General features: G+C 68.9%; 19 protein-coding genes. 10 read left to right on the top strand and 9 right to left on the bottom strand.

Going from position 1 to position 22,076, the window contains the following annotated elements; genetic code table 11:
• Positions 1 to 1,189: 1,189 nt before the first annotated feature.
• Complete coding sequence (locus ATK30_RS11205; RefSeq protein WP_101435552.1) at positions 1,190 to 2,440, bottom strand: MFS transporter; 1,251 nt, start codon at positions 2,438 to 2,440, stop codon at positions 1,190 to 1,192.
• Positions 2,441 to 2,576: 136 nt separating this feature from the next.
• On the opposite strand from ATK30_RS11205, the gene ATK30_RS11200 reads away from it, so the two are divergent.
• Both ATK30_RS11200 and ATK30_RS11195 read left to right on the top strand, forming a co-directional pair.
• Positions 2,577 to 4,058: a serine/threonine-protein kinase gene (locus ATK30_RS11200; RefSeq protein WP_101435551.1), complete on the top strand. Its 1,482-nt coding sequence runs from the start codon at positions 2,577 to 2,579 to the stop codon at positions 4,056 to 4,058.
• 469 nt (positions 4,059 to 4,527) lie between these two features.
• On the top strand, positions 4,528 to 4,728 hold the full coding sequence (locus ATK30_RS11195; protein ID WP_101435550.1) for a hypothetical protein: 201 nt from the start codon (positions 4,528 to 4,530) through the stop codon (positions 4,726 to 4,728).
• 12 nt (positions 4,729 to 4,740) lie between these two features.
• On the opposite strand, the gene ATK30_RS11190 is transcribed toward ATK30_RS11195, so the two are convergent.
• Positions 4,741 to 5,319 (bottom strand): HAD family hydrolase, encoded by a 579-nt coding sequence (locus ATK30_RS11190; protein ID WP_208637323.1) that lies wholly within the window; start codon positions 5,317 to 5,319, stop codon positions 4,741 to 4,743.
• A gap of 98 nt (positions 5,320 to 5,417) precedes the next feature.
• Here ATK30_RS11190 and dinB point away from each other — a divergent pair, with 98 nt between their 5' ends.
• Complete coding sequence (gene dinB, locus ATK30_RS11185; RefSeq protein ID WP_101435548.1) at positions 5,418 to 6,635, top strand: DNA polymerase IV; 1,218 nt, start codon at positions 5,418 to 5,420, stop codon at positions 6,633 to 6,635.
• A 389-nt stretch (positions 6,636 to 7,024) separates the two neighbouring features.
• Here dinB and ATK30_RS11180 read toward each other — a convergent pair whose 3' ends face one another.
• The 3 genes from ATK30_RS11180 to ATK30_RS11170 form a co-directional block, all read right to left on the bottom strand.
• Positions 7,025 to 7,582, bottom strand: a complete 558-nt coding sequence (locus tag ATK30_RS11180) for a hypothetical protein (RefSeq protein WP_143271373.1) — start codon at positions 7,580 to 7,582, stop codon at positions 7,025 to 7,027.
• Between the two features lie 110 nt (positions 7,583 to 7,692).
• Entirely contained in the window at positions 7,693 to 8,013 is a 321-nt protein-coding gene (locus ATK30_RS11175) for a hypothetical protein (RefSeq protein ID WP_143271372.1), read from the bottom strand.
• Positions 8,014 to 8,312: 299 nt separating this feature from the next.
• Complete coding sequence (locus ATK30_RS11170; protein WP_101435545.1) at positions 8,313 to 9,704, bottom strand: sugar porter family MFS transporter; 1,392 nt, start codon at positions 9,702 to 9,704, stop codon at positions 8,313 to 8,315.
• Between the two features lie 430 nt (positions 9,705 to 10,134).
• Between ATK30_RS11170 and ATK30_RS11165 the strand changes: the two genes are divergently transcribed.
• The 5 genes from ATK30_RS11165 to ATK30_RS11145 all read left to right on the top strand — a co-directional run bounded on the left by ATK30_RS11165 (position 10,135) and on the right by ATK30_RS11145 (position 13,669).
• Positions 10,135 to 10,428 carry a hypothetical protein gene (locus tag ATK30_RS11165; RefSeq protein ID WP_101435544.1) on the top strand — a complete coding sequence of 98 codons (294 nt, stop codon included), beginning with the start codon at positions 10,135 to 10,137 and terminating at the stop codon, positions 10,426 to 10,428.
• Positions 10,425 to 11,924, top strand: coding sequence for an alpha/beta hydrolase (locus ATK30_RS11160; RefSeq protein WP_101435543.1), 1,500 nt, complete (start codon positions 10,425 to 10,427; stop codon positions 11,922 to 11,924). The genes ATK30_RS11165 and ATK30_RS11160 overlap by 4 nt, the downstream gene beginning before the upstream one ends.
• Before the next feature lie 71 nt (positions 11,925 to 11,995).
• The gene (locus tag ATK30_RS11155) at positions 11,996 to 12,529 is read left to right on the top strand and encodes a hypothetical protein (RefSeq protein ID WP_101435542.1); all 534 of its coding nucleotides are present in this window, start codon (positions 11,996 to 11,998) and stop codon (positions 12,527 to 12,529) included.
• 49 nt (positions 12,530 to 12,578) lie between these two features.
• Positions 12,579 to 13,169: a TetR/AcrR family transcriptional regulator gene (locus ATK30_RS11150; protein WP_101435541.1), complete on the top strand. Its 591-nt coding sequence runs from the start codon at positions 12,579 to 12,581 to the stop codon at positions 13,167 to 13,169.
• Positions 13,170 to 13,216: 47 nt separating this feature from the next.
• Positions 13,217 to 13,669, top strand: coding sequence for a pyridoxamine 5'-phosphate oxidase family protein (locus ATK30_RS11145; protein WP_101435540.1), 453 nt, complete (start codon positions 13,217 to 13,219; stop codon positions 13,667 to 13,669).
• A 49-nt stretch (positions 13,670 to 13,718) separates the two neighbouring features.
• Here the strand turns inward: ATK30_RS11145 and ATK30_RS11140 are convergent, their stop codons facing one another.
• Positions 13,719 to 14,276, bottom strand: a complete 558-nt coding sequence (locus ATK30_RS11140) for a YceI family protein (RefSeq protein ID WP_101435539.1) — start codon at positions 14,274 to 14,276, stop codon at positions 13,719 to 13,721.
• A 97-nt stretch (positions 14,277 to 14,373) separates the two neighbouring features.
• On the opposite strand from ATK30_RS11140, the gene ATK30_RS11135 reads away from it, so the two are divergent.
• Positions 14,374 to 14,856 (top strand): MarR family winged helix-turn-helix transcriptional regulator, encoded by a 483-nt coding sequence (locus ATK30_RS11135; protein ID WP_101435538.1) that lies wholly within the window; start codon positions 14,374 to 14,376, stop codon positions 14,854 to 14,856.
• A gap of 26 nt (positions 14,857 to 14,882) precedes the next feature.
• On the top strand, positions 14,883 to 15,869 hold the full coding sequence (locus ATK30_RS11130; protein WP_101435537.1) for a glutathione S-transferase family protein: 987 nt from the start codon (positions 14,883 to 14,885) through the stop codon (positions 15,867 to 15,869).
• Here the strand turns inward: ATK30_RS11130 and ATK30_RS11125 are convergent.
• From ATK30_RS11125 to ATK30_RS11115, 3 genes are all read right to left on the bottom strand, one after another.
• Positions 15,866 to 16,534 carry an alpha/beta fold hydrolase gene (locus ATK30_RS11125; protein ID WP_101435536.1) on the bottom strand — a complete coding sequence of 223 codons (669 nt, stop codon included), beginning with the start codon at positions 16,532 to 16,534 and terminating at the stop codon, positions 15,866 to 15,868. The two genes, ATK30_RS11130 and ATK30_RS11125, sit on opposite strands and share 4 nt — an antisense overlap.
• Before the next feature lie 69 nt (positions 16,535 to 16,603).
• A complete protein-coding gene (locus tag ATK30_RS11120) occupies positions 16,604 to 18,856 on the bottom strand; it encodes a hypothetical protein (RefSeq protein ID WP_101435535.1) in 2,253 nt (750 codons plus the stop codon).
• Positions 18,857 to 18,907: 51 nt separating this feature from the next.
• Positions 18,908 to 21,997, bottom strand: a complete 3,090-nt coding sequence (locus ATK30_RS11115; RefSeq protein ID WP_158242462.1) for an AfsR/SARP family transcriptional regulator — start codon at positions 21,995 to 21,997, stop codon at positions 18,908 to 18,910.
• Positions 21,998 to 22,076 lie beyond the last annotated feature (79 nt).

Raw genomic sequence — 22,076 nt, 5'->3', positions numbered from 1 at the left:
TCCCACGGCCACTTTCGGTGACCGGCCCACCGGTGCTGACGTGCGAAAACCGCCGACGGCGCGACTCTGAAACGGAGGTGACGACCGTGCGCGACAACAACTGGACAGCTCTTCGGTGACCGCGGTCTCCCTTGAGGTCCCTTCGGGTCTCGACTTGAGGTTGAGACTTTCGGTCTTCGCGAAGGGGAGGAGGTGCCCACAGTGCGGGACAACAACTGGTGAACCAAGCCGGGACGGGAATCAGGGACGCGGAAAGGAGCGGCGAATGCGCGACAACAACTGGACTCGCTGAGGACTGCCGGTGGATCGGGATTGGCGGACAGAAAGGAGGTGGCTGCGGTGCGTGACAACAACTGGACCCGGTGAAACGACTGCGAGCACTGCACGAAATGCGGTGGGAGGAGGTGAAGGACTGCCGTGCGTGACAACAACTGGACTCGTTGAACCTGCTGACTGCCGACCGTCGCTTCGGGAAGGGAGCTGCCGCCGTGCGCGACAACAACTGGGACCGCTGAAGCCCGTGGGATGCCGATCGCTCGATCACTGAGGAGGACGTCGCCGTGCGTGACAACAACTGGACTCGTTGAGCCCTTGCCGACCACCGACCACCGGAGCCGCGAAGGGAGCCGCCGCGATGCGCGACAACAACTGGACTCGCTGACCGCAACCACCGACCGAACGAGCCATGAAGGGAGCCGCGCCGTGCGTGACAACAACTGGTCTCGCTGACCTTTGCCGATCGCTGACCGCCGAGCTGCGCGAAGGGAGCTGCCGCGATGCGTGACAACAACTGGACTCGCTGACCTTTGCCGATTACTGCCCGCCGAGCCGCGAAGGGAGCAGCCGCGATGCGCGACAACAACTGGACTCGCTGACCTTTGCCGATTACTGCCCGCCGAGCCGCGAAGGGAGCTGCCGCGATGCGCGACAACAACTGGACTCGCTGAATCTCGCAACCACTGACCGCCAAGCGATGGAAGGAGCCGCCAACCGTGCGTGACAACAACTGGACCCGCTGAGCCTCGTCGATCACCGCCCATCAAGTCGCGAAAGGAGCCGCCGCCATGCGCGACAACAACTGGACCCGCTGATCACCGTCCCCGGCCCGCCCCACGAGGAGGTGAGAGGGCATGCGTGACAACAACTGGACGTGACCGAAACCAGCCCCGCGGCGCACCCGTCCCGCGGATTACGGCGCGGGAGGTGGGGTGGCCCCGTCGAGGGGAGTTCGGCGGGGCCGCACCGCGCGGTCCGTTCGCACCGCCCGCGTCCACGCGATCCCGGCCGCCCCGGCGCATCCGGCTCCGGCGACGGCGGCGATCGCGACCACCGTCGTCGGTGCGAAGGCCAGCGCCAGCGCGCCCGCGGCGGCGATCGTCAGGCCCTGCGCCGCCCGCAGCGCCGCGATCGCGACCCCGATCACCTGGCCGCGCTGGTCTGGCGGCGCGGCGAGGCTGTACTGCACCTGCGTGATCAAGTCGTGCGCGGAGAACATCCCGGACACCGTCCAGATCGCCACGACCACCGGCAACGCGGGCGTCCAGCCGGTCGGCAGCAGCACGAGGCTGCTCGCCACCGCGAGCGGACCCAGCCACCGCACCTGTCGCGCCCGCGGCAACCGGCTGATCAGCAACGCTCCGAGCAGCGTCCCGACCGGGTTCGCCACCAGCAGCCAGCCGAGCACGCCAGTACCGCCGAGTTGCGCGGCCACCGGCACCGCCAGCCCTTCCGGCACCACGTAAAACCCGCAGCAGCACGCGATCGCCAGCAGCGACCGCAGTTTCCGGTCCCGCGCGACAAGCCGGCACCCAGCCTTCAACGACGCCCATTGCGGCACGCGTTCGGTCACCTTCGAGACCGGGTACGGCCGCAAACCCCAGCGCAGCGCCGCCGCCGACACCGCGAATGTCACCGCGTCCGCCCACAGCGCGCCCGAAACCCCGAGCCACGCGACCACCGCGGCTCCCGCGCCGAAGCCGAGCACCAGTGCGGCCTGGTACGTCGAGGAGAGAATCGCTTGACCGGTCGCCAGTTTTTCCTCGCCCAGCATGTCCGGCAGGACCGCTTGCCGAGCCGCCTGAAACGGTCCGGCCGCGAGTTGCACGATCACGAGCAGGACGGCGGCGACCGGCCAAGGCATGCCGGGAATCGCCATCAACGCGACGAGCAGTGCGCGCACCACATCCGCGACCACGAGCACGGTCCGGCGCGGGAACCGGTCGGCGAGTCCACCGAGCGCGCCGCCGAGGAGGTCTGGCAAATAGGTGAGCGCGTACGTCCCGGCGGCCCAACCGGCGGACGCCGTTCGGTCGAATACCAACACAGTCAGCGCGACTCGTGCTAGTTGGTCACCTGCCACCGACAGCACGTGGGCGAGCCAGAGCGCACGAAATTCGCCAACCCGGAACACGCTCCGGAAAGACGGCGCCGTCGTGGTCATGCGCTCACCCTGTCGTGACCCGGCCACCCGGAGCAACCCCGGGCGACCGTGGGTGGGTCGAGAACTCCGCTCCGGCCGTCCGTGGAAAACTGGGTGATCGCCGTCCGTGGATGATGTCGCACCGAGGGGTTTTCCGTTGACCGAGGAGAGCCGGCAGGTCGCCGGTCGCTACGAGCTCGTCGAACTGATCGGCAGCGGCGCGATGGGGATGGTCTGGCGCGGGGAGGACAAGATCCTCGGCCGCGTTGTCGCGGTCAAGGAACTCCTCATGCCCGTGAACCAGGGCGAGGACAAGGTCGAGGAAGCCCGCAACCGCGCCATGCGCGAGGCCCGGATCGCCGCCCGGCTGCAGCATCCGAACGCCATCTCGGTGTTCAACGTGGTCGAGCACGAGGACCGGCCGTGGCTGATCATGGAGTACCTGCCCTCGCGCAGCCTCGCGGTGAAACTGCGCGAGGACGGCCCGCTGACCGTCGACGAGGCCATCCCGTTCGCGGTGCAGCTGGCGGGCGTGCTCGCCGCCGCGCACCGGGCGGGCATCGTGCACCGCGACGTCAAACCGGGCAACGTCCTGCTCGGCGACGACGGCACCACGGTGAAGGTGACCGACTTCGGCATTTCCCGCGCGGTCGGCGACGTCACGCTCACCGCGACCGGCGAAATCTCCGGCACGCCCGCGTTCCTCGCACCCGAGGTCGCCCGCGGCGAGGAAGCGACGTTCGCCTCCGATGTGTTCGCCCTCGGCGCGACGCTCTACATGGCGGTGGAGGGCGATCCGCCGTTCGGCACCGCGGACAACGCGATCGCCCTGCTGTACCGGGTTTCCAGCGGTTCGATCAACCCGCCGAAACAGGCCGGGAAGCTCGAGCCGCTGCTGCTGAAGCTCCTGGAGCTCAAGCCGGAAGACCGGCCGTCGATGGCCGAGGTCGTCGAGGAACTGCGCAAACTCGACGGCGGCGTCACCCCGGTCGCGACCGTCCCGGAACCGCCGACGCTCCCGGACGCCAAACCGCCGGCTGTGCCCACCACGGTCGCGGTTCCGGCCGCGGGCGCGGGCGCTGCCGCCGCGCCGCCCGCGGGCTCGGACCGAAGACGTCGCGCAATGATCTTCGCCGGGGCGGGCGCGCTGCTCGTCGTGATCGCCGTGATCGTCACTGTCATCCTCACCCGCAACCACGGGGAGGACACCCCGGCCGCGAACCCGCCGCCGGTCGCCGCGAGTTCCGCGCCGTCCAGCGCACCGGCGACTTCGTCCGCGTCACCGTCGACTCCGCCTTCGTCGAGCAGCGCTCCGACGTCCAGCTCCGCGGCGAACTCGCCGGAAGCGATGGCAGCGGCCCTGCGCACTTACTTCTCGTACATCCCGAGCAATCTGGAGAGCGGCTGGGCGATGCTCAGCGAGGGTTTCCGCTCGTCGCGAGGCCAGACTTTCGACCGGTACAAGTCCTGGTGGACCCAGTTCAGCTCGGTGACCGCGAACGACGTCCAGATCACCGGTGCGAACACGCTCACCGCGCGGATCACCTATCACCGCGCCAACGGCGGCACGACGAGTGAGACGCACCATTACACGATGTCGCAGCACAACGGGGTCTGGCAGATCGACGTGGAGAGCTAGCTCTCGGGGGAGCAGAGCGAGGGCGGCGGGGTGCCGCGCGGCGGACTGTGTGGGTTTGAGGTTCGGGCTGAGGTGCTCGGTGTGGTTTCGCGGTGTTCGGGGGCGGGCTGGAGTTGTTGAGTAGTGCGGTGGCGGTGCTGCGGGCTGGACTGAATCGTGCGGTGTGCAGCCTGTCGGACTGTGTGGGTTTGAGGCTCGCGTTGAGGTGCTCGGTGTGGCTTTGCGGTGTTCGGGGGCGGGCTGGAGTTGTTGAGTAGTGCGGTGGCGGTGCTGCGGGCTGGACTGAATCGTGCGGTGTGCAGCCTGTCGGACTGTGTGGGTTTGAGGCTCGCGTTGAGGTGCTCGGTGTGGTTTCGCGGTGTTCGGGGGCGGGCTGGAGTTGTCGACTGGTGCGGTGGCGGTGCCGCGGGCGGCACCGAATCGCGCGGTGTGCAATCCGGCGGACTGTGCGGGTTTGAAGTGCGCACTGATGGGCTTGGTGTGGTGGGGCAGGTCCGGTGGCGAGCTGGAGCTGTTCGAGGGCCAGCTGTCGAGGAGCAGCGCGGCGGCGGTGTCACGGTCCGGGTTGGCTTGCGCGGTCTGCAGTTCGGTGGATCGTGCGGGTTCGATGTCCGCGGCGATGTGCCAGGCGTCGTTCAGTGTGGTCGGGCGGCGTTCGGCGGTGAGCTGAACGGTTCGAGGATTAGCTGTCGAGGAGCAGTGCGATCGCGGCGGCGGTGTCGCGGTCCGGACCGACTCGTACAGTGCGCAATCCGGCGGACCGCGCGCGTTCGATGTCCGCGGCGATGAGCCAGGCGTCGTCCAGGGTGGTCTCGCAGCGTTCGGCGACGAGCTGGAGCAGCTTCGGGTCCGATGTGGACAGTCCGTCCGGCCCGGCGAGCGCCCAGCCGTCCACGAGTCCAGCGATTCCGGTGCACAGCAGCGTCGACAGCTGCGCTTCGCCTTCGCCGAGAACGCCGATCCGCCAGCCCGCCGCGCGCAGCCGGGGCAATCCGGTCAGCACGCCCGGCGTGGTGGGGACGAGTACGGGATGGCGTTCGCGGTAGGCGTCTTCGAGGTCGGGTTCTTGCAGGTCGAAGCGTTCGCGGAGGTTCTTGAAGAACGTCGCCCGGTCGGCGCGGCCGCGGTCGTCGGCGGCGATGAGCCATTCGGCGTCCGTCTCGGTCAGCCGGTGTTCCGCGCAGAACTCCCACACCCAGCGGCGGAAGCCCTCCGCGCGATCGACGAGCGTGGTGTCGAGGTCGAACAGGGCGAGCCGCACGAGGGAGAGATTAGCGCGTCCAGTCGAGGCTCTCGGAGATTTTTCTACTCCGTTCGAGTGAACAGATCCCGGTTTTTGTCGGGGTTCGATGCGAACATATGTTCGTGACGAGCGAAGGACCGATCCTCCATGCCGACCTCGACGCGTTCTACGCCTCGGTCGAGCAGCGCGACGATCCCCGGCTGCGCGGCAGGCCGGTGATCGTGGGCGGTGGCGTGGTGCTGGCCGCGAGCTACGAGGCCAAGGCGTTGGGCGTGCGCACGGCGATGGGCGGGGCGCAGGCCAGGCGGTTGTGCCCGCATGCCGTGGTGGTGCCGCCGCGGATGTCGGTCTACAGCGCGGCGAGCAAGGCGGTGTTCGAAGTGTTCCGGCAGACGACGCCGGCAGTGGAAGGAGTGTCGATCGACGAAGCTTTCCTGGACGTCGGCGGTCTGCGGCGGATCGCCGGGCGTCCGTCGGAGATCGCGGTGCGCTTGCGCGCGGAGGTCCTCGCGCAAGTCGGGCTGCCGATCACGGTAGGGGTGGCGCGCACGAAATTCCTCGCGAAGGTGGCGAGCGGCGTCGCGAAACCGGACGGCCTGCTGGTGGTGCCGCCGGAGCGTGAGCTGGAATTCCTGCACCCGCTGCCGGTGGAACGCTTGTGGGGAGTGGGAAAGGTGACGTCGGCGAAACTGCGGGAACGCGGCGTCCGCACCGTGCGCCAAGTCGCCGAACTGCCCGAGGCCGCCCTGATCTCCATGCTGGGCCCAGGCTCCGGACGCCACCTGCACGCCTTGGCACACGGCCGCGACCCACGCGCGGTACAGCCAGGAAAACGCCGCCGCTCGATTGGCTCGCAACGCGCCCTGGGCCGTCGCTCCCGCTCCCCGGCGGAGCTGGACGAGATCGTGGTGTCCATTGTGGACCGATTAGCGCGTCGGCTGCGCGGAGCATCGCGGGTATGTCGGACGGTGGTGCTGCGCATGCGCTTCGCGGACTTCACCCGCGCCACGAGGTCGCACACGCTCGCCGACAGCACCGACCACACGGAGACGCTGCTGTGCGCTGCCCGAGGTCTGCTGTCCGCTGCGCAACCTCTGGTGTACGACCGAGGTTTGACGTTGCTAGGCCTGTCGTTTTCAAATCTCGACAGCCATGGCGCGGTGCAGCTGGCGCTGCCGCTGGACCAACCGTCGAGCCCGGCGATGTCCGCGGAGGCAACTGCGCTGGACTCAGCAGTGGACGCGCTGCGAAACCGCTTCGGCGCGAGCGCGTTGACTCGGGCGGCGTTGCTGAGCCATGAGGCGGGGATGGAGATGCCTATGCTGCCGGATTGATCGAAAGCGGTGGTTCCGCGGACACTACGCGGTGGTTCGGACGGCTTGCGCGAGAGGGCGAGAGGCCGTTGTCTGGCATCAGGAATGGATGCTGGTGATGCCGCCGGACTTATAGAGCGTGGTGGTCCCGCGAGGACTGTTTCCTGGCCGCGCCTGGCCGCGCCTGGCCGCGCCTGGCCGTGTCTGGCCGCGCCTGGCCCACCCGGCAAGTTCGGCCGGGTGGCGTGCTGGCCGAAGTCCGGCGGGTGTTTGCCGGGATTCGAGCACGGTGCTGTGTCGAGGGGCCTCGTGCCATGGCTCCCGCTCTGAGGCTCGATCGCCAGGTGGGATCGCGCGGTCGGAGCGTTCGTCGTCGCGGTGGCAGGGTGATGACCTTGCCCTCACTGCTGCTATCGCGGTTGCGCCGCGTTATACAGCGCTTGGGCAATCTTGCGGAGCGGACCACGGCAGGACTCGGGGTTTCCGCTCGGAGCAGCCGTGGTGTAGTGGATCTCAAAAACGGCGTTGCGGTCCAAGAAGATCAGCCCGCAGTCCGTCTGGCTTTTCTGCGGGAGCCAGCGAGCCTTCTCGCCGAAGGCCAGGCCGACGGGGCTGTCGTCGTTGCTCACGGCGGTGGCACCGGTGAAGTTGGTGGTGGCGTGTTCGCTGCCGGACTGCGCGGCGGTTGTCGCGAACCAGCTTGCTTGCATTTCCACGAGTGGTCGTTGTCGATCCGTGGGGGTGAAGCTGCAGAGGAGGGTGCCGTCCTTGCTGATTTCGGGATACCAGGTGCGGGCCACTTCGGCAGCGTCCCGCGGAATTTCCGTGCTCCGGGCCGTGAAGCCAGTACAGGCGGCGAAGTCGGTGTCGCGGTACTTGTCCGGCGTCGCGTCTGAGGTTTTATGGTCCGCGCCCCAGAGGAACGCGCCGAAGCCCGTCGCCCAGAAAACCACCAGTGCGGTCGCCATGACAGCGACGCAGACCCCGGACCACAGCGCGACCCGGTGGCCCGTCTTCATATTTTGTCGGGCCGGAGGCTGTGGTGTTGGTGCGGTCGGCGGATGGTTCGGATGCACGGTCACGCTCCAGCCGAGTGGACGGCTTGCGGCCATCGAGACGCGGGAAGCGCCTTGTCGTTCATCCAGCTGTTCAGATCTCGAATCCGGCTGAGTGTTTCCATGAAGCGGTTCGCGATTCCTACCAGGAGGTTGAGTCCGTCGGTGACCAATCCTTCGACAGTGCTGGACAGATTGCTGACAGCGATGGGGCTCCCGACCACGGTCGCCGCGTCGATGGCGGCTTCGGCAATTCTTTCCAGAAAATTGTCAGCCGCCCTGTGCTGACGAAGCAGCTGGCACAAACCAACTACCCGGCCGTCGAAACGGCAGGCTTCAACCACGGTGTACGCCTCCCCTGCGTAGCTTTCGAGCGAAGCGTAGCAGTCAGCGCCAGGCCGGTCACTGTCTGTGCCGCTGTGCTCGTGCCTGCGATTAGCGTGGACAGCCGGATCGGTGATCTGGCCTGGACCGCGAACGGCTGGGCGGCGGAGCATTCGGTGCTGCTCGCGTTGGCGTGGCCCGCGGTGCTGATGAGATCTTCCTGCCGATGGCCAACCGGCGATACCGCTTGCTAGGGCGATAAAAACAGCCGGGCGGCAAGGGAAACCCCTGCCGCCCGGCGACACCCCAAGAGGGAAATTCAGGCGCGTGCCTTCGAATGCGTCCGCCCGCGCAGGTCGAGTTCGATTTCCTCCAATGACCGGCCCTTGGTTTCCGGGACGAGCCACTTCGTGAGGAAGAACAGGACCACGTTGATGCCCGCGAACAGGAACATCGAGCCGCCGAGGCCGAGGGCGCCGGGGTCGGAGATGATGGGGAACACGGCGCTGATGATGCCGGTCGCGGCCCACAGCACGACGCTGCTCACGCCCATGCCCGCGGCGCGGACTTTCAGCGGGAACACCTCGGCCATCATGACCCACACGACCGCGCCCCAGCCCAGTTCGTAGCCGACCAGGTACAGCACCATCGCGACCAGCATCAGGATGCCCTTGGTCGCCGTGTCGTGGACTTCGAGCACGATGAACCCGGCCGCGACCAGGGTGATGACCATCAGCACGTTGCCGATCAGCAGCAGCGGTTTGCGGCCCCACCGGTCGACCACGAACACGACCCACGCGGTGAACAGGAACTTGGTCACGCCCAGCAGCACGCCGGACAGCAGCGCCGCCTGGGTCGCGAAGCCGAGGCCGATCAGCATGGTCGGGAAGTACGCGTTCACCGCGTTCACGCCGCTGAACTGCTGGCCGATCGCGAGCAGCAGGGCCACCACGAGCATCGGCCGCACGGTCGGCGTCAGCAGGTCGCGGAGGCGGGTCTTCGCCGATTCCGAGTCGAGCCGGATGACCTCGCGGATCGTGCCGATCTCGTCGTCGACGTTCACGCTGCCGCCGTGCGAGCTGAGCAGGACCTCGCGCGCCCGTTCCTCCTGGCCGTTCGCGACGAGCCAGCGCGGCGTTTCGGGCAGGAACACCAGGCCCGCCAGCAGGATCGCCGCGGGCACGATCGCTCCGGCGAACATCAGCCGCCAGTTGCCCGAGCTGCCGAGGCCGTAGCTGACCAGGAACGCGATCAGGATGCCGAGCACGATGAAGATCTGGTTCAGCGCGCCCATCGCCCCGCGCAGCCGGGCCGGAGCCAGTTCCGACAGGTACGTCGGGACCGTGGACGACGACAGGCCGATGCCCACGCCGATCACCAGCCGGGAAATGATCAGCAACGCGAACGTCGGCGAAAACGTGGCCGCGAGCGTGCCGATGATGACGACGACGGCTGCCACCATGATCGTCCGGCGGCGGCCGAGTCTTTCGTTGAGCCGCGAGGAGAAACTCGCGCCGACGATCGCGCCGACCGAAATGCTCGCGGTGATGACGCCTTTGTCCCAACCGGACAGGCCCCAGAGTTTCCCGATGAACGGCAACACCCCGGAAATCACGCCGAGGTCGTAACCGAACAGGATGCCGCCGAGGGCACCGAAGAAATACAGCGTCGTTCTGCCGATGGGCCGCCGCGCCGCGGCTGTCTGTGTCATTGCCGAGCCGTCTCTTTCCGGGATGGCCGGCCGGTCCTGGTCCGCTGCCCGGGAGGTCAGCGCCGTCCTGGCCGGACGAATGGGGGTCGAGGGGACAAGGACTGCCGGACTGGTCCAGCACTGCGGAACGGCTGAATCCACCGCCGCGCAACGCCTTTCCCCGCCGCGCGCCGGCTCCGTCCGTTCCGGTTCGAACTTCGCCGTACACAGTCACACGCTGGTCACCGGCGGGCAAGACGCGGGCTGATAACTATTCAGTCACGTGACTAGCGTTCACATATGTGGACACGCTAGGCGAGTGTTTTCCCAGGTCAGAGTGGTGGCGCACAGATCGGGCCAAGAGTTTTCGCGAAGGCCGAACTGTGCGGAACCGGGCACCGGAGACGTCCGTCGTACGGGTCGTCCGGTCGCCGCGGTGGGGGAGATGCGCATGGGAACGGGTTTCGAGGTCGCTCCGGGGGAGGTCGCGACCGCGGCCGGACGGGCGCGTCAGGCGGCGGCGACCGTGCGGACGGCCGACCTCGCGGCCGCGCTCGCCGGCGTCGGGCTTTCCGGCGGCACCAGCGTGGCCGCGGCGGAACGCCTGTCCGGCACCTGGGGCCGCGCCGTTCCGAAGTGGGCGGCCGACACCGAGACCTACGCGGGGAACCTCGACCAGGCCGCGGCCGGCTACCGCGACTCCGACCAGAACGCGACCGGCGAGATCGCGGCGGCAGGACGATGATCACCTGGGGAGACGTCCGGCGCTGGAACCCCGCAGACCTCGCCGCGGCAGTCGACGCGCTCGGCATCCGGGCCGCCCGGCTCGCCGCAGCCAATGACGATGCCGACGCCATGACGAAGTTCGGTGCTTGGCAAGGCGACGCGGCGGACGCGGCAACAGCCAGGGGCACCGTGCTGACAACGGAATTGCGGCAGCTGGCCACCGACGTGTCGGCGGTCCGGCGCGGGGTGCACGACGCACAGCTGGCGGTCGAGCGGATCAGCTCGGCGGTGCGCGAGGTCGACGATTTCGCCTCCCGCAACGGAATGCGGGTCGACGACGGCGGCGGGGTCAGCGGGAAGCCCGAACGGCAGGCCGAGGTCGCCGATCGCGTCGGCCAGATTCTCCGCGACGCCACCGAAGTCGACGCTGACCTCACCGTCGTCCTGGACCGCGCGGCCAACGGCGAAAGCGGCGGGTCCGGGCTTGTCGCGCTGGCGATGGCGACCAGCAGCCAGCCGAAACCGAACGGCGCCCCGGCGGAGAACCGGGCGTGGTGGGACAGCCTGTCCGACTCCGCGCAGTCCTCGATCCTGCGCGACAACCCGGACCTGATCCGCAACCTCGACGGCATCCCGGTGGTCGACCGCGACGCGGCGAATCGCGTGGTGCTGCAACGGGAAATCGACAAACGGAAGGGTGACGACGCCCAGTTGCGCGGCCTCACCGCGATCCGCGACCGGCTGGCGGCCACCGGCGACGGCAAACCGCCCGCCTTCTTGATGTCGCTCGACGTCAGCGGCGACGGCACCGCGGTGGTCGCGGCCGGAAACCCGGACACCGCGGCGAACGTCGCGACCTACGTGCCCGGCACCGGCAGCGAGCTGGCCAAGATCGGCGGCGATCTCGGCCGGTCGGACAAAATGTGGCAGTCGGCGACGATGGCGGGCTCGCCGTCGACGTCGGTGATCACCTGGGTCGGCTACGACGCACCGGACGAACTCGTGAACGCGGCCAGCGAGAAATACGCCGACGGCGGCAAGGCGCAGCTGGCGAAATTCGAGGACGGCCTGCGCGCGTCGCACGAAGGCGCGCCGTCGCACAACACCGTGCTCGGCCACAGCTACGGCACGACGGTGATCGGCCACGCGGCCCGCGACGGCGGGCTCAACGCCGACGATCTGGTCTTCGTCGGCAGCCCCGGCGTCGGCGTCGAGCACGCGAACCAGCTGCACCTCGACGGCGTCCCGCAGGATCAGGTCGCCCAGCACGTGCACTCGACGGTCGCGGAACACGACCTCATCAAGATCACCAACCTCGGCGTCGGCGGCCACGATCCGCTCGGCCCGAGCCCGGCCGGCGACGGATTCGGCGGCCAGGTCTTCGCGTCGGCTCCGGGCGCCAAGGGCCCGTGGTACGAGGGCGGCCTGTCCGGGGCCGCGCACAGCCAATACTGGGAGGACAACAACCCGTCGCTGCGCAGTTTCGGCCGGATCATCGCCGGGTTGCCCGCGTGACGGCGCGCCGCACCGCGCTGGCCTGCCTCGCCGGCCTTCCCCTCGTAGCCTGCTCCCCAGGAGGTGGAGCCATGACCCCCACGATCACCGAAACCGAAGCCCGCGACCGGGTCGAGGATTACGTGCGCGGCGCGTTCTCCGCGCTGCCCGCGCCGGCCGGACGGGAACTGTTCTCCCGCAACCGTTCCGAATGCACTGACCCGACCGACGATGGTCCGGCGGGACGGTTCGAAATCTCCGCCACCTACGAGGTGACCGGCCTGGAACCGGGCACTTTCCCAGCGCAGTTCGACGCTGTCGTGAAGTGGTGGCAGGGCCACGGCTTCACTGTGCTGACCGACCGGCGGCCCACCGACCAGTACGTCTTCGCGCGCAACGAGCGCGACGGCTTCGACATGTCCTTGCAAGCTAACGAACTCGGCAAGCTCTACCTGGGCGCGACCTCGCCGTGCGTCTGGCCGAAGGGCACTCCCGAGGAAGAGGCCGTCGTGGAGCCCGAGGTCGTGGAGCCGCCGGAGCCGGAGCGTCCCCGCCCGCGCCGCGCGCCGGTGGACGACGAGGACTTCGGCCAGACGTCCTGGGCAGACGGAGGCACCGCGTTCTGAGCCGCCGCGCGTAGAGTGGACTCGCAGGTCCAATCGGGGAGGCGGGCGGATGGCGCTCACGCGCAAGGGCGAGGCGACGAGGCAGCGGATCGTGGAGGGCGCGGCCGAGGTGATCCGTGAGCGCGGCGTGCTCGCGACGACGCTGGACGACGTCCGCGCGCGCACCAGGACCAGCAAAAGCCAGCTGTTCCACTACTTCCCGGACGGCAAGGAGGAACTGCTGCTGGCCGTCGCGCGCTGGGAAGCGGACCGGGTGATCGAGGTGCAGCAGCCGGTCCTCGGCACGCTGCGCACCTGGGACGACTTCCGGACCTGGCAGAAGGTGGTGCTCGGGCACTACACCGAACAGGGCAGGCACTGTCCGCTGAACGTGGTGATGTCGCAGATCGGCCGCAATACGCCGGGCGCGCAGTCGGTGGTCACGCAGCTGATGCAGCGGTGGCTGTCCGAGCTGACCGCGGGGATCGAGCACCTGCGGGCTGCGGGCGAGGTCCGGCCCGGACTGGACCCGAGGCAGGCGGCGTCGGCGCTGCTGGCCGGGGTGCAGGGCGGGGTGCTGATGCTGCTGACGACCGGGGAGGCGGAGCATCTCGAAGCCGCGCTCGACGTGGGGATCGCCGGGTTGCGCGCCGGAAAATAGCGGTAGCGGGCGGAAATGCGCCGGACCGGCGGCGGGTTGAGGAGGGCATGAGTCAAGGACCCGCACCCCGGCAGCTGTCCGATGAAGCCCTTTCGGCCCTGCTTGGCCAGCAGCAGTTCGGCACGCTCGCGACGATCAAGCGGAGCGGTCAGCCGCATCTGACGACGATGCTGTACAACTGGGATCCGGCCGCCCGGATGGTGCGGTTCTCGACGACGGCCGACCGGAGCAAGGTCGGCCACCTGCGCCGCAACCCGCGGGCGACCCTGCACGTTCAGGGCGGCGACGTGTGGTCGTTCGCCGCCGCCGAGGGGCGGGCAGAGGTCTCCGAGGTCACCGAAGTTCCCGGCGACGCGGTGGGACAGGAGCTGCTCGCGATGATTCCGGAGGCCTCGCGGCCGGAAGACACCGAGGCGTTCCTGAAGCAGCTCGTGGACGAGCGGCGAGTCGTGATCCGGCTCGCGGTCGAGCGGCTCTACGGCACCGCGCTCGACGTGTGACGCCCGCGGTGAAGGGTCCCGGTTCCGGAACCCTTCACCCGCTGTTCGCTCAGGCGTTCTTGATCGCGGAGATCTCGAACTCGAGGGTGATCTTGTCCGAGACCAGCACGCCGCCGGTCTCGAGCGCGGCGTTGAAGGTGACGCCGAAGTCGCTGCGGTTGATCGAGGTCGAGCCCTCGAAGCCGACGCGGTCGTTGCCGAACGGGTCCTTCGCGGAGCCGCCGAACTCGAACGGGACGGTGACCGACTTGGTGATGCCCTTGATGGTCAGGTCGCCGGTCACGTCGAAGGTGTCCTCGCCGGTCTGCTTGATCCCGGTGGAGGTGAACGTGATGGTCGGGAACTCGTCGCAGGACAGGAAGTCGTTGGTGCGCAGGTGGCCGTCGCGGTCGGCGTTGCGGGTGTCGACGCTCTTGGTCTGGATGGTGACCGTGGCGCTCGAGTTCTGCGGGTTCTCGCCGTCCAGGGTGAACGAGCCCTCGAACTCGTTGAAGGAGCCGCGGACCTTGGTGACCATGGCGTGGCGGGCGACGAAGCCGATCCGGCTGTGCGAACCGTCGATCGTGTAGGTGCCGGTCAGGTGGGCGTAGGTGGTCGCGCTGGTCATGTGTTCCGTTCCTTCGGGTCCTTGGTTGAGTGTTCAACTAGCACTGTAGCCCACAATAACTGATTGCGCGAGCAAGTGTCGGATATACTCGCCCTCTGTGGTGACCAGAACCCCGCTGACCAGCGAAGAAGAGGCGGTGTGGCGTCCGCTGACGCGCATCGTCACCGTCCTGCCGAGGGCACTCGAGGACCAGTTCGCGCACGACAACGGCGTCTCGCTGACGGATTACACCGTGCTCGTGTCGCTGTCGGAGGCTCCCGAGGGCCGGCTTCGGCTCACCGATCTGGCGCAGGCCACGGCGCTGTCGCTGAGCCGGATCAGCCGGGTCGTGGAGGCGATGGTCCGCCGGGGGCTGGTGCGGAAGGTGAAGTGCCCGCAGGACCGCCGGGCCGCGCACGCGACGCTCACCGAGCTGGGGCACGCGAAGCTGGCCGCCGCGTACCCCGGGCACCTCGAGCGCGTGCGCTCGTTCCTGTTCGACCACCTCTCGCCCGAGGAGGTCCGCGCCGCGGGCCCGATCCTCGCCCGGCTGGCTGCCGCGCTGGAGCCGCCGGACTGTTCCGCCTGCCCGGACGACTAGACCTGATCCCCGACGAAAGGCTTCCGATGCCCGACCAGGGTGAGTTCAAACGCGACACGAACTACATCTCCGACCGCATCACCGCCGACGGCCGCGACGGCTGGCCGGTGGAGGCGGGCCGCTACCGCCTGGTGATCGCGCGCGCGTGCCCGTGGGCGAACCGCGCGTCGATCGTGCGCAGGCTGCTGGGCCTCGAAGAGGCGATCTCGATGGGCCTGTGCGGCCCGACGCACGACGAGCGCAGCTGGACCTTCGACCTCGACCCCGGCGGCCGCGACCCGGTGCTCGGCATCGAACGGCTGCAGGAGGCCTTTTTCGCGCGGTACCCGGACTATCCGCGCGGGATCACCGTTCCGTCCATTGTGGATGTCCCAAGCGGACAGGTGGTGACCAACGACTTCAAGCAGATCACCGTCGACTTCTCGCTGGAATGGGGCGCCTACCACCGGGACGGCGCTCCGGAGCTCTACCCGGAACGGCTGCGCGACGAGATCGAGGACGTCGCGGAGAAGGTCTTCCGGGACGTGAACAACGGGGTGTACAAGGCGGGTTTCGCCACTTCGCAGGAGGCTTACGAAGAGGCGTACGGGGCATTGTTCTCGCGGTTGGATTGGCTGTCCGACCGGCTGGCCGGCCAGCGGTATCTGGTGGGCGACACGATCACTGAGGCGGACATCCGGCTGTTCACGACGCTGGTCCGGTTCGACGCGGTGTACCACGGGCATTTCAAGTGCAACCGGCAGAAGCTTTCGGAGATGCCGGTGCTGTGGGCGTACGCGCGGGATCTGTTCCAGACGCCCGGTTTCGGCGACACGATCGATTTCGGGCAGATCAAGGAGCATTACTACGTGGTGCACCGGAACGTGAACCCGACCGGGATCGTGCCGGTGGGACCCGAGCTGTCGGGCTGGCTGACGCCGCACGGCCGGGAGGAGCTGGGCGGACGTCCGTTCGGGGACGGGACGCCGCCCGGGCCGCCTCCGGAAGGGGAGCGGGTTCCTTCGCTCGGCTAGGCCGCGGCGTCGAGGAGGATCCGCAGCAGCTCTTCCGGCGCGTCGCGCATCAGGTCGTGCTTGCTTTCCAGCGCGCGGACATTCCACTGTGGATCGTCGACGAGCCGTCGATAGGTGGGCTCGAACGGGGATCCGCCGTCCCAGATCCGGGCGTACACGTAGTCCCGGCGGCGGAACCGGCTCAGGTCCGCGTCCAGCCGGATTGACTGCAGCAGCGTCGCCAATGGGTGCGCTGACGCTCGTGGGTCGAAGAACGGCAGCGGCGGCACGGCGTATCCGGTCTCGCCGACGCTCAGGTACCACTCGCGCTGGCGGTCGTCAGTCAGACTCCAGCAGGAGTCACCGTCCTCGGGCACGAAAGCGTCGAGGTACACGAGCGCGTCGACCAGGTCCGGCACGCGGTCGGCGGCACCGGTGATGACCATCCCGCCGTAGCTGTGGCCGACGAGCACGGCGTGTTCGACCTGTTCCGCCTGCAGCACGCGCACGACGTCCTCGATGTGGGTGTCGAGGTTGACCCCGGCGTGCAGGAGATGCTTCCGCTCGCTGAGGCCGGTGAGCGTCAGCGGGAGCACGCGGTGGCCGCGGTCGCGCAGTTGACCGGTGAGCCGGTCGAAGCACCAGCCGCCGTGGCAGGCACCGGGGATGAGGACGTACGTGGTCATGGACGCAACGCTAGAAGTGGCACGTCGAGAAGTCCAAGAGCTGGTTCTTCCACGCTTCAGAACTGCTGGTTATGCAGCGGCAGGGTCGTGTGCCTTGCGGAAGTCGTTCAGTGCCGCCCACGCGAGGTGCGGGTCTAGCGCGAGGTGCCGTCGGGCGAGGGCCAGGTCGTGGAGGCTGGGTGTGAGACGGGACTGGGTGAGCGCGTCGGTGAACACGTCCAGGACGGTGGCGCAGAAGAGGACGAACGCGCAGCTGTGCAGACGCAGCCGGTTGATCGGGTCGGCGAGGTCGGGAGTCGCGCCTTCGTGCAGTTCGGCGGCGAGTTCGGCGAGTTCCACCGCTTGGCGGGTATCCGGGATGCGGAGCAGCTTCGGCCACAGTTCGGTCAGCTCCGGCGTCTGCGCGAGTCCGCGGGCCTGTCCGGCGAAGCCGCTCGCCTTGGCGGTCAGATCGGCGCGGACCAGGATGCCGGTGACCGTCGACAGCGACGGTTCGTAGTGCTCGATCGTCACGTCCACCATGTCGATCGTGGTGCGGCGCAGGTCGCGCGGCAGTCCGCCGGAGAGGCAGTGGCCGAGGTAGCAGAACTGCTCCGGGACGCCGGGCAGCCGTTGCGCGATCCACAGCCTGCTTTCGTCCAGCGTGAACGGTTCCAGGCGCACCACCTCGGAAAACGCGCTGTCGAACGCGTCGCGCACGGCCAGTCCGCGTTGCTCGAAGCTGAGCACCGCGTCGTCGGACACCGCCACGAAATACAGGCAGCCGGGCACGCCGAAGATGCCCTTGATGTCGTTCACGAGCTGCTGGGCCTTGTCCTGCTCGCCGATCTTGTCCAGTTCGTCGATGGCGACCACGACCCGGTCGGTGATCCCTTCCGCGCGCAAGGACTCGGCGGTCAGCTGGGCGAACGCGCGGAACTCGTCGACGACTTCCGGATGCGTCAGCTGTTGTTCGGCCCGCTGCGTGGTGCGGGTGCGGCCCAGTTCGCCGCCTGCCGGGACGGCGAGCTTGCCCGACCAGCCGGTGGTGTAGGTGAGCAGGTACTGGATCCGGAGCAACTGGCGTCGTGCTTTGGCCTCGAGGGCGCGCGCCCCGGCGGACGATTTCCGGCGCACGAAGTGCAGCACCGCGTCGGTTGCGGACGCGAGGAGTTTCACCGCCCAGCGGAGCGCGAGGAAGGCGGTTACGCCCAGGGCGATCCGGTTCGGCACCGACTGCTGTGTCCATAATGGACCTAGAAGGTCCGGAAAGCGCACCCTGGCGATGGTCTGCCACACGTCGGTGGGGAACTGCGTGAACTTCCCGTTCCACAGCACCCCGCCGATCGCCCAGCCAAGCGCGGCCGAGCCGACGAGGTCGGCCGATCCGAGCCAGAACCGGCGGACCCACCAGCGCCAGCCGGTTTCCGGACCGAGTGTCTGCCAGATCCGTTCGAGCACGGCTTGGCACAGCAGTTTGTGCAGGTGCAGCACAAAATCGCGGGCGTCGTAGGTGGCCGGGGCGGAGGCGACTACCACCAGCGGCGCGGGGTTTTCGCTGCCGTGCAGCAGCCCTCGTTGCAGGGAACGGATCGCGGTGGTTTTGCCCGACCCGCGTTGCCCGCCGAGCGCGACCGCGCCGGAACCCGCGCGCTCGAGGACGCGCCGGATCCGTTTCGCCGCGGCAGTCGGGACGATCCTGCTGCTGTCCTCCTCGCCGAGATCGTATTGCTGTTCGAAAACCAGCGTCGTGCCGAAGTGCAGCCGCCGGTGTGCGGAAATGACGTCGCGGACCTCGGGCAGCACGATCTCGCGCGCGGCGAACGAACGCCGCGGGCCGAGACCGAATTGCTCCTCGTGGAACTGCATGGCGTCCGGGTTCATCCACTCGCGCAGTGAGGTGACCTTGCGGACCGCGAGCGCGCCGGTGGCGAACAGGACGCACGGCAGCATCAGTCCGGCGAAGATCCGGAAGAACAGGGGAAGCCGGCTCCACGCGGCCGTCATCAGGCTGAGGTAGCCGAGTCCGAGCAGCACCGCGACGAGCAGCCAGGCCACCTCGCGCAGCGACACCGCACGGTTTCGCGGACGGAACCCCCGGTCGCCCTCGGCCATGACCTGGTCCTGCAGCGTCCGGATCTTCGCGAGCAGCGTCTCGTTCGCGACCAGTTCCTCGCGCACGATTTCGGTACGCAGCGACTCCCGGGCGAGCAGCCGAGTGACCTCGGGCGAGCCGAGCGTCTCGTCGATGAGGGAGGCCAGCGCGGCCTTTGCGGTCCACGAGTCGAAATCCTCGAGGTCTTGCTCCTCGATCGAATGCGGGTCGCTCCGCTCGCCGGCCACCGGCGGATGATGCCACAAGAAGTGCTTCGGGCAGGCCGGTTTCGGGGACGGTTAGCGGGAATGGCCGCGCTCGGGTGGGGCCGCATCGAGGACGTCGTAAGCGAGGGCGACCGGGTCGTCGACCCTGCCGGACGGCTGGGCCTGGACGGCGGCTTCGGCGGCGGTCGCGTCGGGGAGGGCCAGGTGAGGGCCGCCGCGGAGGCGGTCCGCGGCGGCCAGGAGATCGGCGGCGGCGACGGGGCGGCCCAGCCGCAGCGCGTGGTCGGCGACGCCCACGAGGACGATCGTCAGATACAGCACCTCGCCCGATTCCGCGGCCAAGGCGAGTGCTTCACGACGGCGGTTCCGGGCCGCGGGCAGGTCGCCGGATTGGGCGTCCAGGTAGGCGTGCGAATGCTGGATCATCGCGCGGAACAACGGATGCGGCGAGGCGTCGCGCAGCAACGCTTCGGCGCGGTTCAGTTCTTGGCGGGCTTCCGACAGGTCGCCGCGCCAGCGGGCCAGCTCAGCTTTCGTATGGGCCAGAAACGCGAGCACATCGGGGAACGGCACATTCCGCGCGTCGCGTTCGGCGGCGGATACTGCGGCGGCTGCGGCAGCCTCGTCGCCGAGTTGCCAGAACAGGTGCGCTTGCCGTCCCCGGGCGAACAGAACGTCTTCGGCCGAACCGATTTCCGAGACGACTTGGATCGATTCCTCGTAGCACGAAACGGCTTCCTCCAGTTCGCCGCGACGGCCGACGACCTCGGCAAGGCTGTTCAGCGCCAGCGACAGTCCCCAGCGCTCCCCGCTCAGCCGGAACAACCGGACGGCCTCGCGGACGTCGTCTTCCTGCGCCGCCGCATCGTGCCGGCGGTTCAGCTGCGACCGCGCCCGGTGCAGCCGGGCATGGGCACGCAACCACGGGTCCTCATCGGAGAGCAAGTCGTCCAATGTGGACTCTATGGCGCGGTCTCCGGTTTGCGTGAACACCGGGAGGATGGACCGAAGCAAGGAATTCTTGCTGTCGCGGCTGAGTTCGAGCGCTTTGCGGCCGAGAGCGTCGGCGGTGGTCTCGGCACTCATCCCGATGGTCAGCAGCAGTGCGGCCATCGCGTATCCCATCGCGCGCAGTTCGCGGTCCACCTCGCCGGGCAACGCGAGCGCCGCCTCGATCAGTTCCTGCGCCTCGGTTTTGTGCCCGGTCAACATCCAGAACCACGCGCACGACGTCACCAGCCACAGCGAGGTCGTGGCGTCGCCGGCGGCGATCGCGCCGCGCACCGCGGAGATCAGATTGCCGTGCTCGGCGGCGAAGCGCGCCAGCCATTCGATCTGCTCGGCCCGGCGCAGGTATTTGTCGCCGGTTTCGGCGAAGCTGGCGAACCACTCGGCGTGCGCTTGACGCAGTTTCTCGCGTTCGCCGGCCGCGGAGAGCTGTTCCAGTCCGTACGCCTTGATCGTCTCGAGCATCCGGTAGCGCGGCTCGGCATCGTCGGAGACGGTCAGTAGTGATTTGTCGACTAATGCGCTGATCAGCTCCGACGTGCCGCCGCAGACCGCTTCCGCCGCCCCTGCGGTCGCGCCGCCGGAGAACACCGACAACCGGCGCAGCAGCTGGCGTTCGTCCGGTTCCAGCAGGTCCCAGCTCCAGTCGACCACCGCGCGCAGCGTTCGGTGCCTCGGCAACGCGGTCCGGCTGCCCGCCGTGAGCAGGCGGAACCGATCGTCAAGCCGCGCGGCCAGCTGCGACACGGTCATCGACCGCAACCGGGCCGCGGCAAGCTCGACCGCCAGCGGCATCCCGTCGAGAGCCCGGCAGATCCGCACCACGTCGTCCACAGTGGACTCGTCGACGGTGAACCCTGGCCGCACCGCAGCGGCGCGGTCGGCCAGCAGCCGTACCGAAGCACACGACATCGCCTCGGCGGGCGTCGCGCCTTCCGCGGGCAACGTCAGGGGTTCGACCGGCCAGAGCGCTTCGCCGGTCAGGGCCAACGGTTCCCGGCTGGTCGCGAGAATGCGCAGCCGCGGGCATTCGCCGAGCAGGTATTCGGCCAGTTGCGCGGCGGCCTCGATGACGTGCTCGCAATTGTCGAGCACCAGCACCGCGTCCCGGTCGCGCAACGCTCTCGCCGCCCGCTCGCGCGGAGTGCCGCTGGCGAGCGATCCGGTGTACATCTGCTCGCGCAGGCCCAACGCGTCGAGCACGGCCTGCGGGACGTCCGTGCCGTTGGTGACCGGGGCCAGTTCGGCGAACCACACGCCGCCGCGTTCGGCCAGCAGATGCCGTCCGGTTTCCGTGGCCAGCCGGGTCTTCCCGGCCCCGCCGGGCCCGGTCAGCGTGGTGAGCCGGTACTCGCCGACCAGCTTGGCCACCCGCGTGACCTCGGCGTTCCGGCCGACGAAGCTGGTCAGCCCGGCTCGAAGGTTCGTGCGCGCTTCGTTCTCGTCGGCCACTGTCTCGCGGAGGATCTTGGTGTGTGCGGCCGACAGCTCGGGCGCCGGATCAGCACCCAGTTCGTCCGCGAGCGCCATGCGGGTCCGGGCGAATACCTGCAGGGCTTCGGCCGGTCGTCCGGCAGCTTGCAGCGAGAGCATCAGCGAGGCGGCCAGCCGTTCGCGCAGCGGATGTTCGGCGAGCAGCTTCGACAGCTCTTCGACGAGCTCCGCGCCGTGGCCCAGCCGAAGCGCGGCTTCGGCCAACTCCTCGGTGGCCGAAAGCCGCAGCTCGTTCAGCCGCGCGATGTGGCCTTGGAAGAACTGTGCGTCGGAGACGTCGCCGAGCGCCGGGCCGCGCCACAGATTGAGCGCCTCGCGCAGCAGCACGACGCGCTTCTCGTCGGGCGCTGTCCTCGCCGCGGTAACCAGTTCCTCGAACCGGGCCGCGTCCACGGTCGCCTCGGGCAGCCGGTAGCCGGACGGGGTGGAGTCGAGCCGCGTGCCCACCCGGCGAAGCCGCGAGACGAGCGCTTGCAGCGCGTTGGCCGTGGCCGGCGGACGCGTCCCCCAGACGGCGTCGACCAGTCGCCCGGACGGGACGACCCGGCCGGGCTCCAGCGCGAGGGCGCTCAGCAGCGTCCGCAATCGGGCACCGGTGATCTCGACTGCGGCACCGTCGTCGTTCCGGACCTCCAGCGGGCCCAGCAAGCCGATCCGCACCTGGTCGATGATGCCGCGCCGGCGGCCGTCCCGTCCTCCGGGATCTCCCCGATATCCGCGGTAGAAAATGGAGTCGACT

Origin of the sequence: Amycolatopsis echigonensis, assembly GCF_002846615.1 — a bacterium.
In the GTDB taxonomy this organism is placed as follows: Bacteria; Actinomycetota; Actinomycetes; order Mycobacteriales; family Pseudonocardiaceae; genus Amycolatopsis; species Amycolatopsis echigonensis.
The sequence above is the reverse complement of the archived record's forward strand: the minus strand, read 5'-3'. Positions and strand labels throughout refer to the sequence as shown.

Bases quoted from the DNA above. Each gene is read 5' to 3' on its own strand.
- ATK30_RS11205 (WP_101435552.1), bottom strand. From the start codon at position 2,440: ATGACCACGACGGCGCCGTCTTTCCGGAGCGTGTTCCGGGTTGGCGAA.
- ATK30_RS11195 (WP_101435550.1), top strand. From the start codon at position 4,528: ATGGGCTTGGTGTGGTGGGGCAGGTCCGGTGGCGAGCTGGAGCTGTTC.
- dinB (WP_101435548.1), top strand. From the start codon at position 5,418: ATGTTCGTGACGAGCGAAGGACCGATCCTCCATGCCGACCTCGACGCG.
- ATK30_RS11180 (WP_143271373.1), bottom strand. From the start codon at position 7,582: ATGGCGACCGCACTGGTGGTTTTCTGGGCGACGGGCTTCGGCGCGTTC.
- ATK30_RS11170 (WP_101435545.1), bottom strand. From the start codon at position 9,704: ATGACACAGACAGCCGCGGCGCGGCGGCCCATCGGCAGAACGACGCTG.
- ATK30_RS11165 (WP_101435544.1), top strand. From the start codon at position 10,135: ATGGGAACGGGTTTCGAGGTCGCTCCGGGGGAGGTCGCGACCGCGGCC.
- ATK30_RS11160 (WP_101435543.1), top strand. From the start codon at position 10,425: ATGATCACCTGGGGAGACGTCCGGCGCTGGAACCCCGCAGACCTCGCC.
- ATK30_RS11155 (WP_101435542.1), top strand. From the start codon at position 11,996: ATGACCCCCACGATCACCGAAACCGAAGCCCGCGACCGGGTCGAGGAT.
- ATK30_RS11150 (WP_101435541.1), top strand. From the start codon at position 12,579: ATGGCGCTCACGCGCAAGGGCGAGGCGACGAGGCAGCGGATCGTGGAG.
- ATK30_RS11145 (WP_101435540.1), top strand. From the start codon at position 13,217: ATGAGTCAAGGACCCGCACCCCGGCAGCTGTCCGATGAAGCCCTTTCG.
- ATK30_RS11140 (WP_101435539.1), bottom strand. From the start codon at position 14,276: ATGACCAGCGCGACCACCTACGCCCACCTGACCGGCACCTACACGATC.
- ATK30_RS11130 (WP_101435537.1), top strand. From the start codon at position 14,883: ATGCCCGACCAGGGTGAGTTCAAACGCGACACGAACTACATCTCCGAC.
- ATK30_RS11125 (WP_101435536.1), bottom strand. From the start codon at position 16,534: ATGACCACGTACGTCCTCATCCCCGGTGCCTGCCACGGCGGCTGGTGC.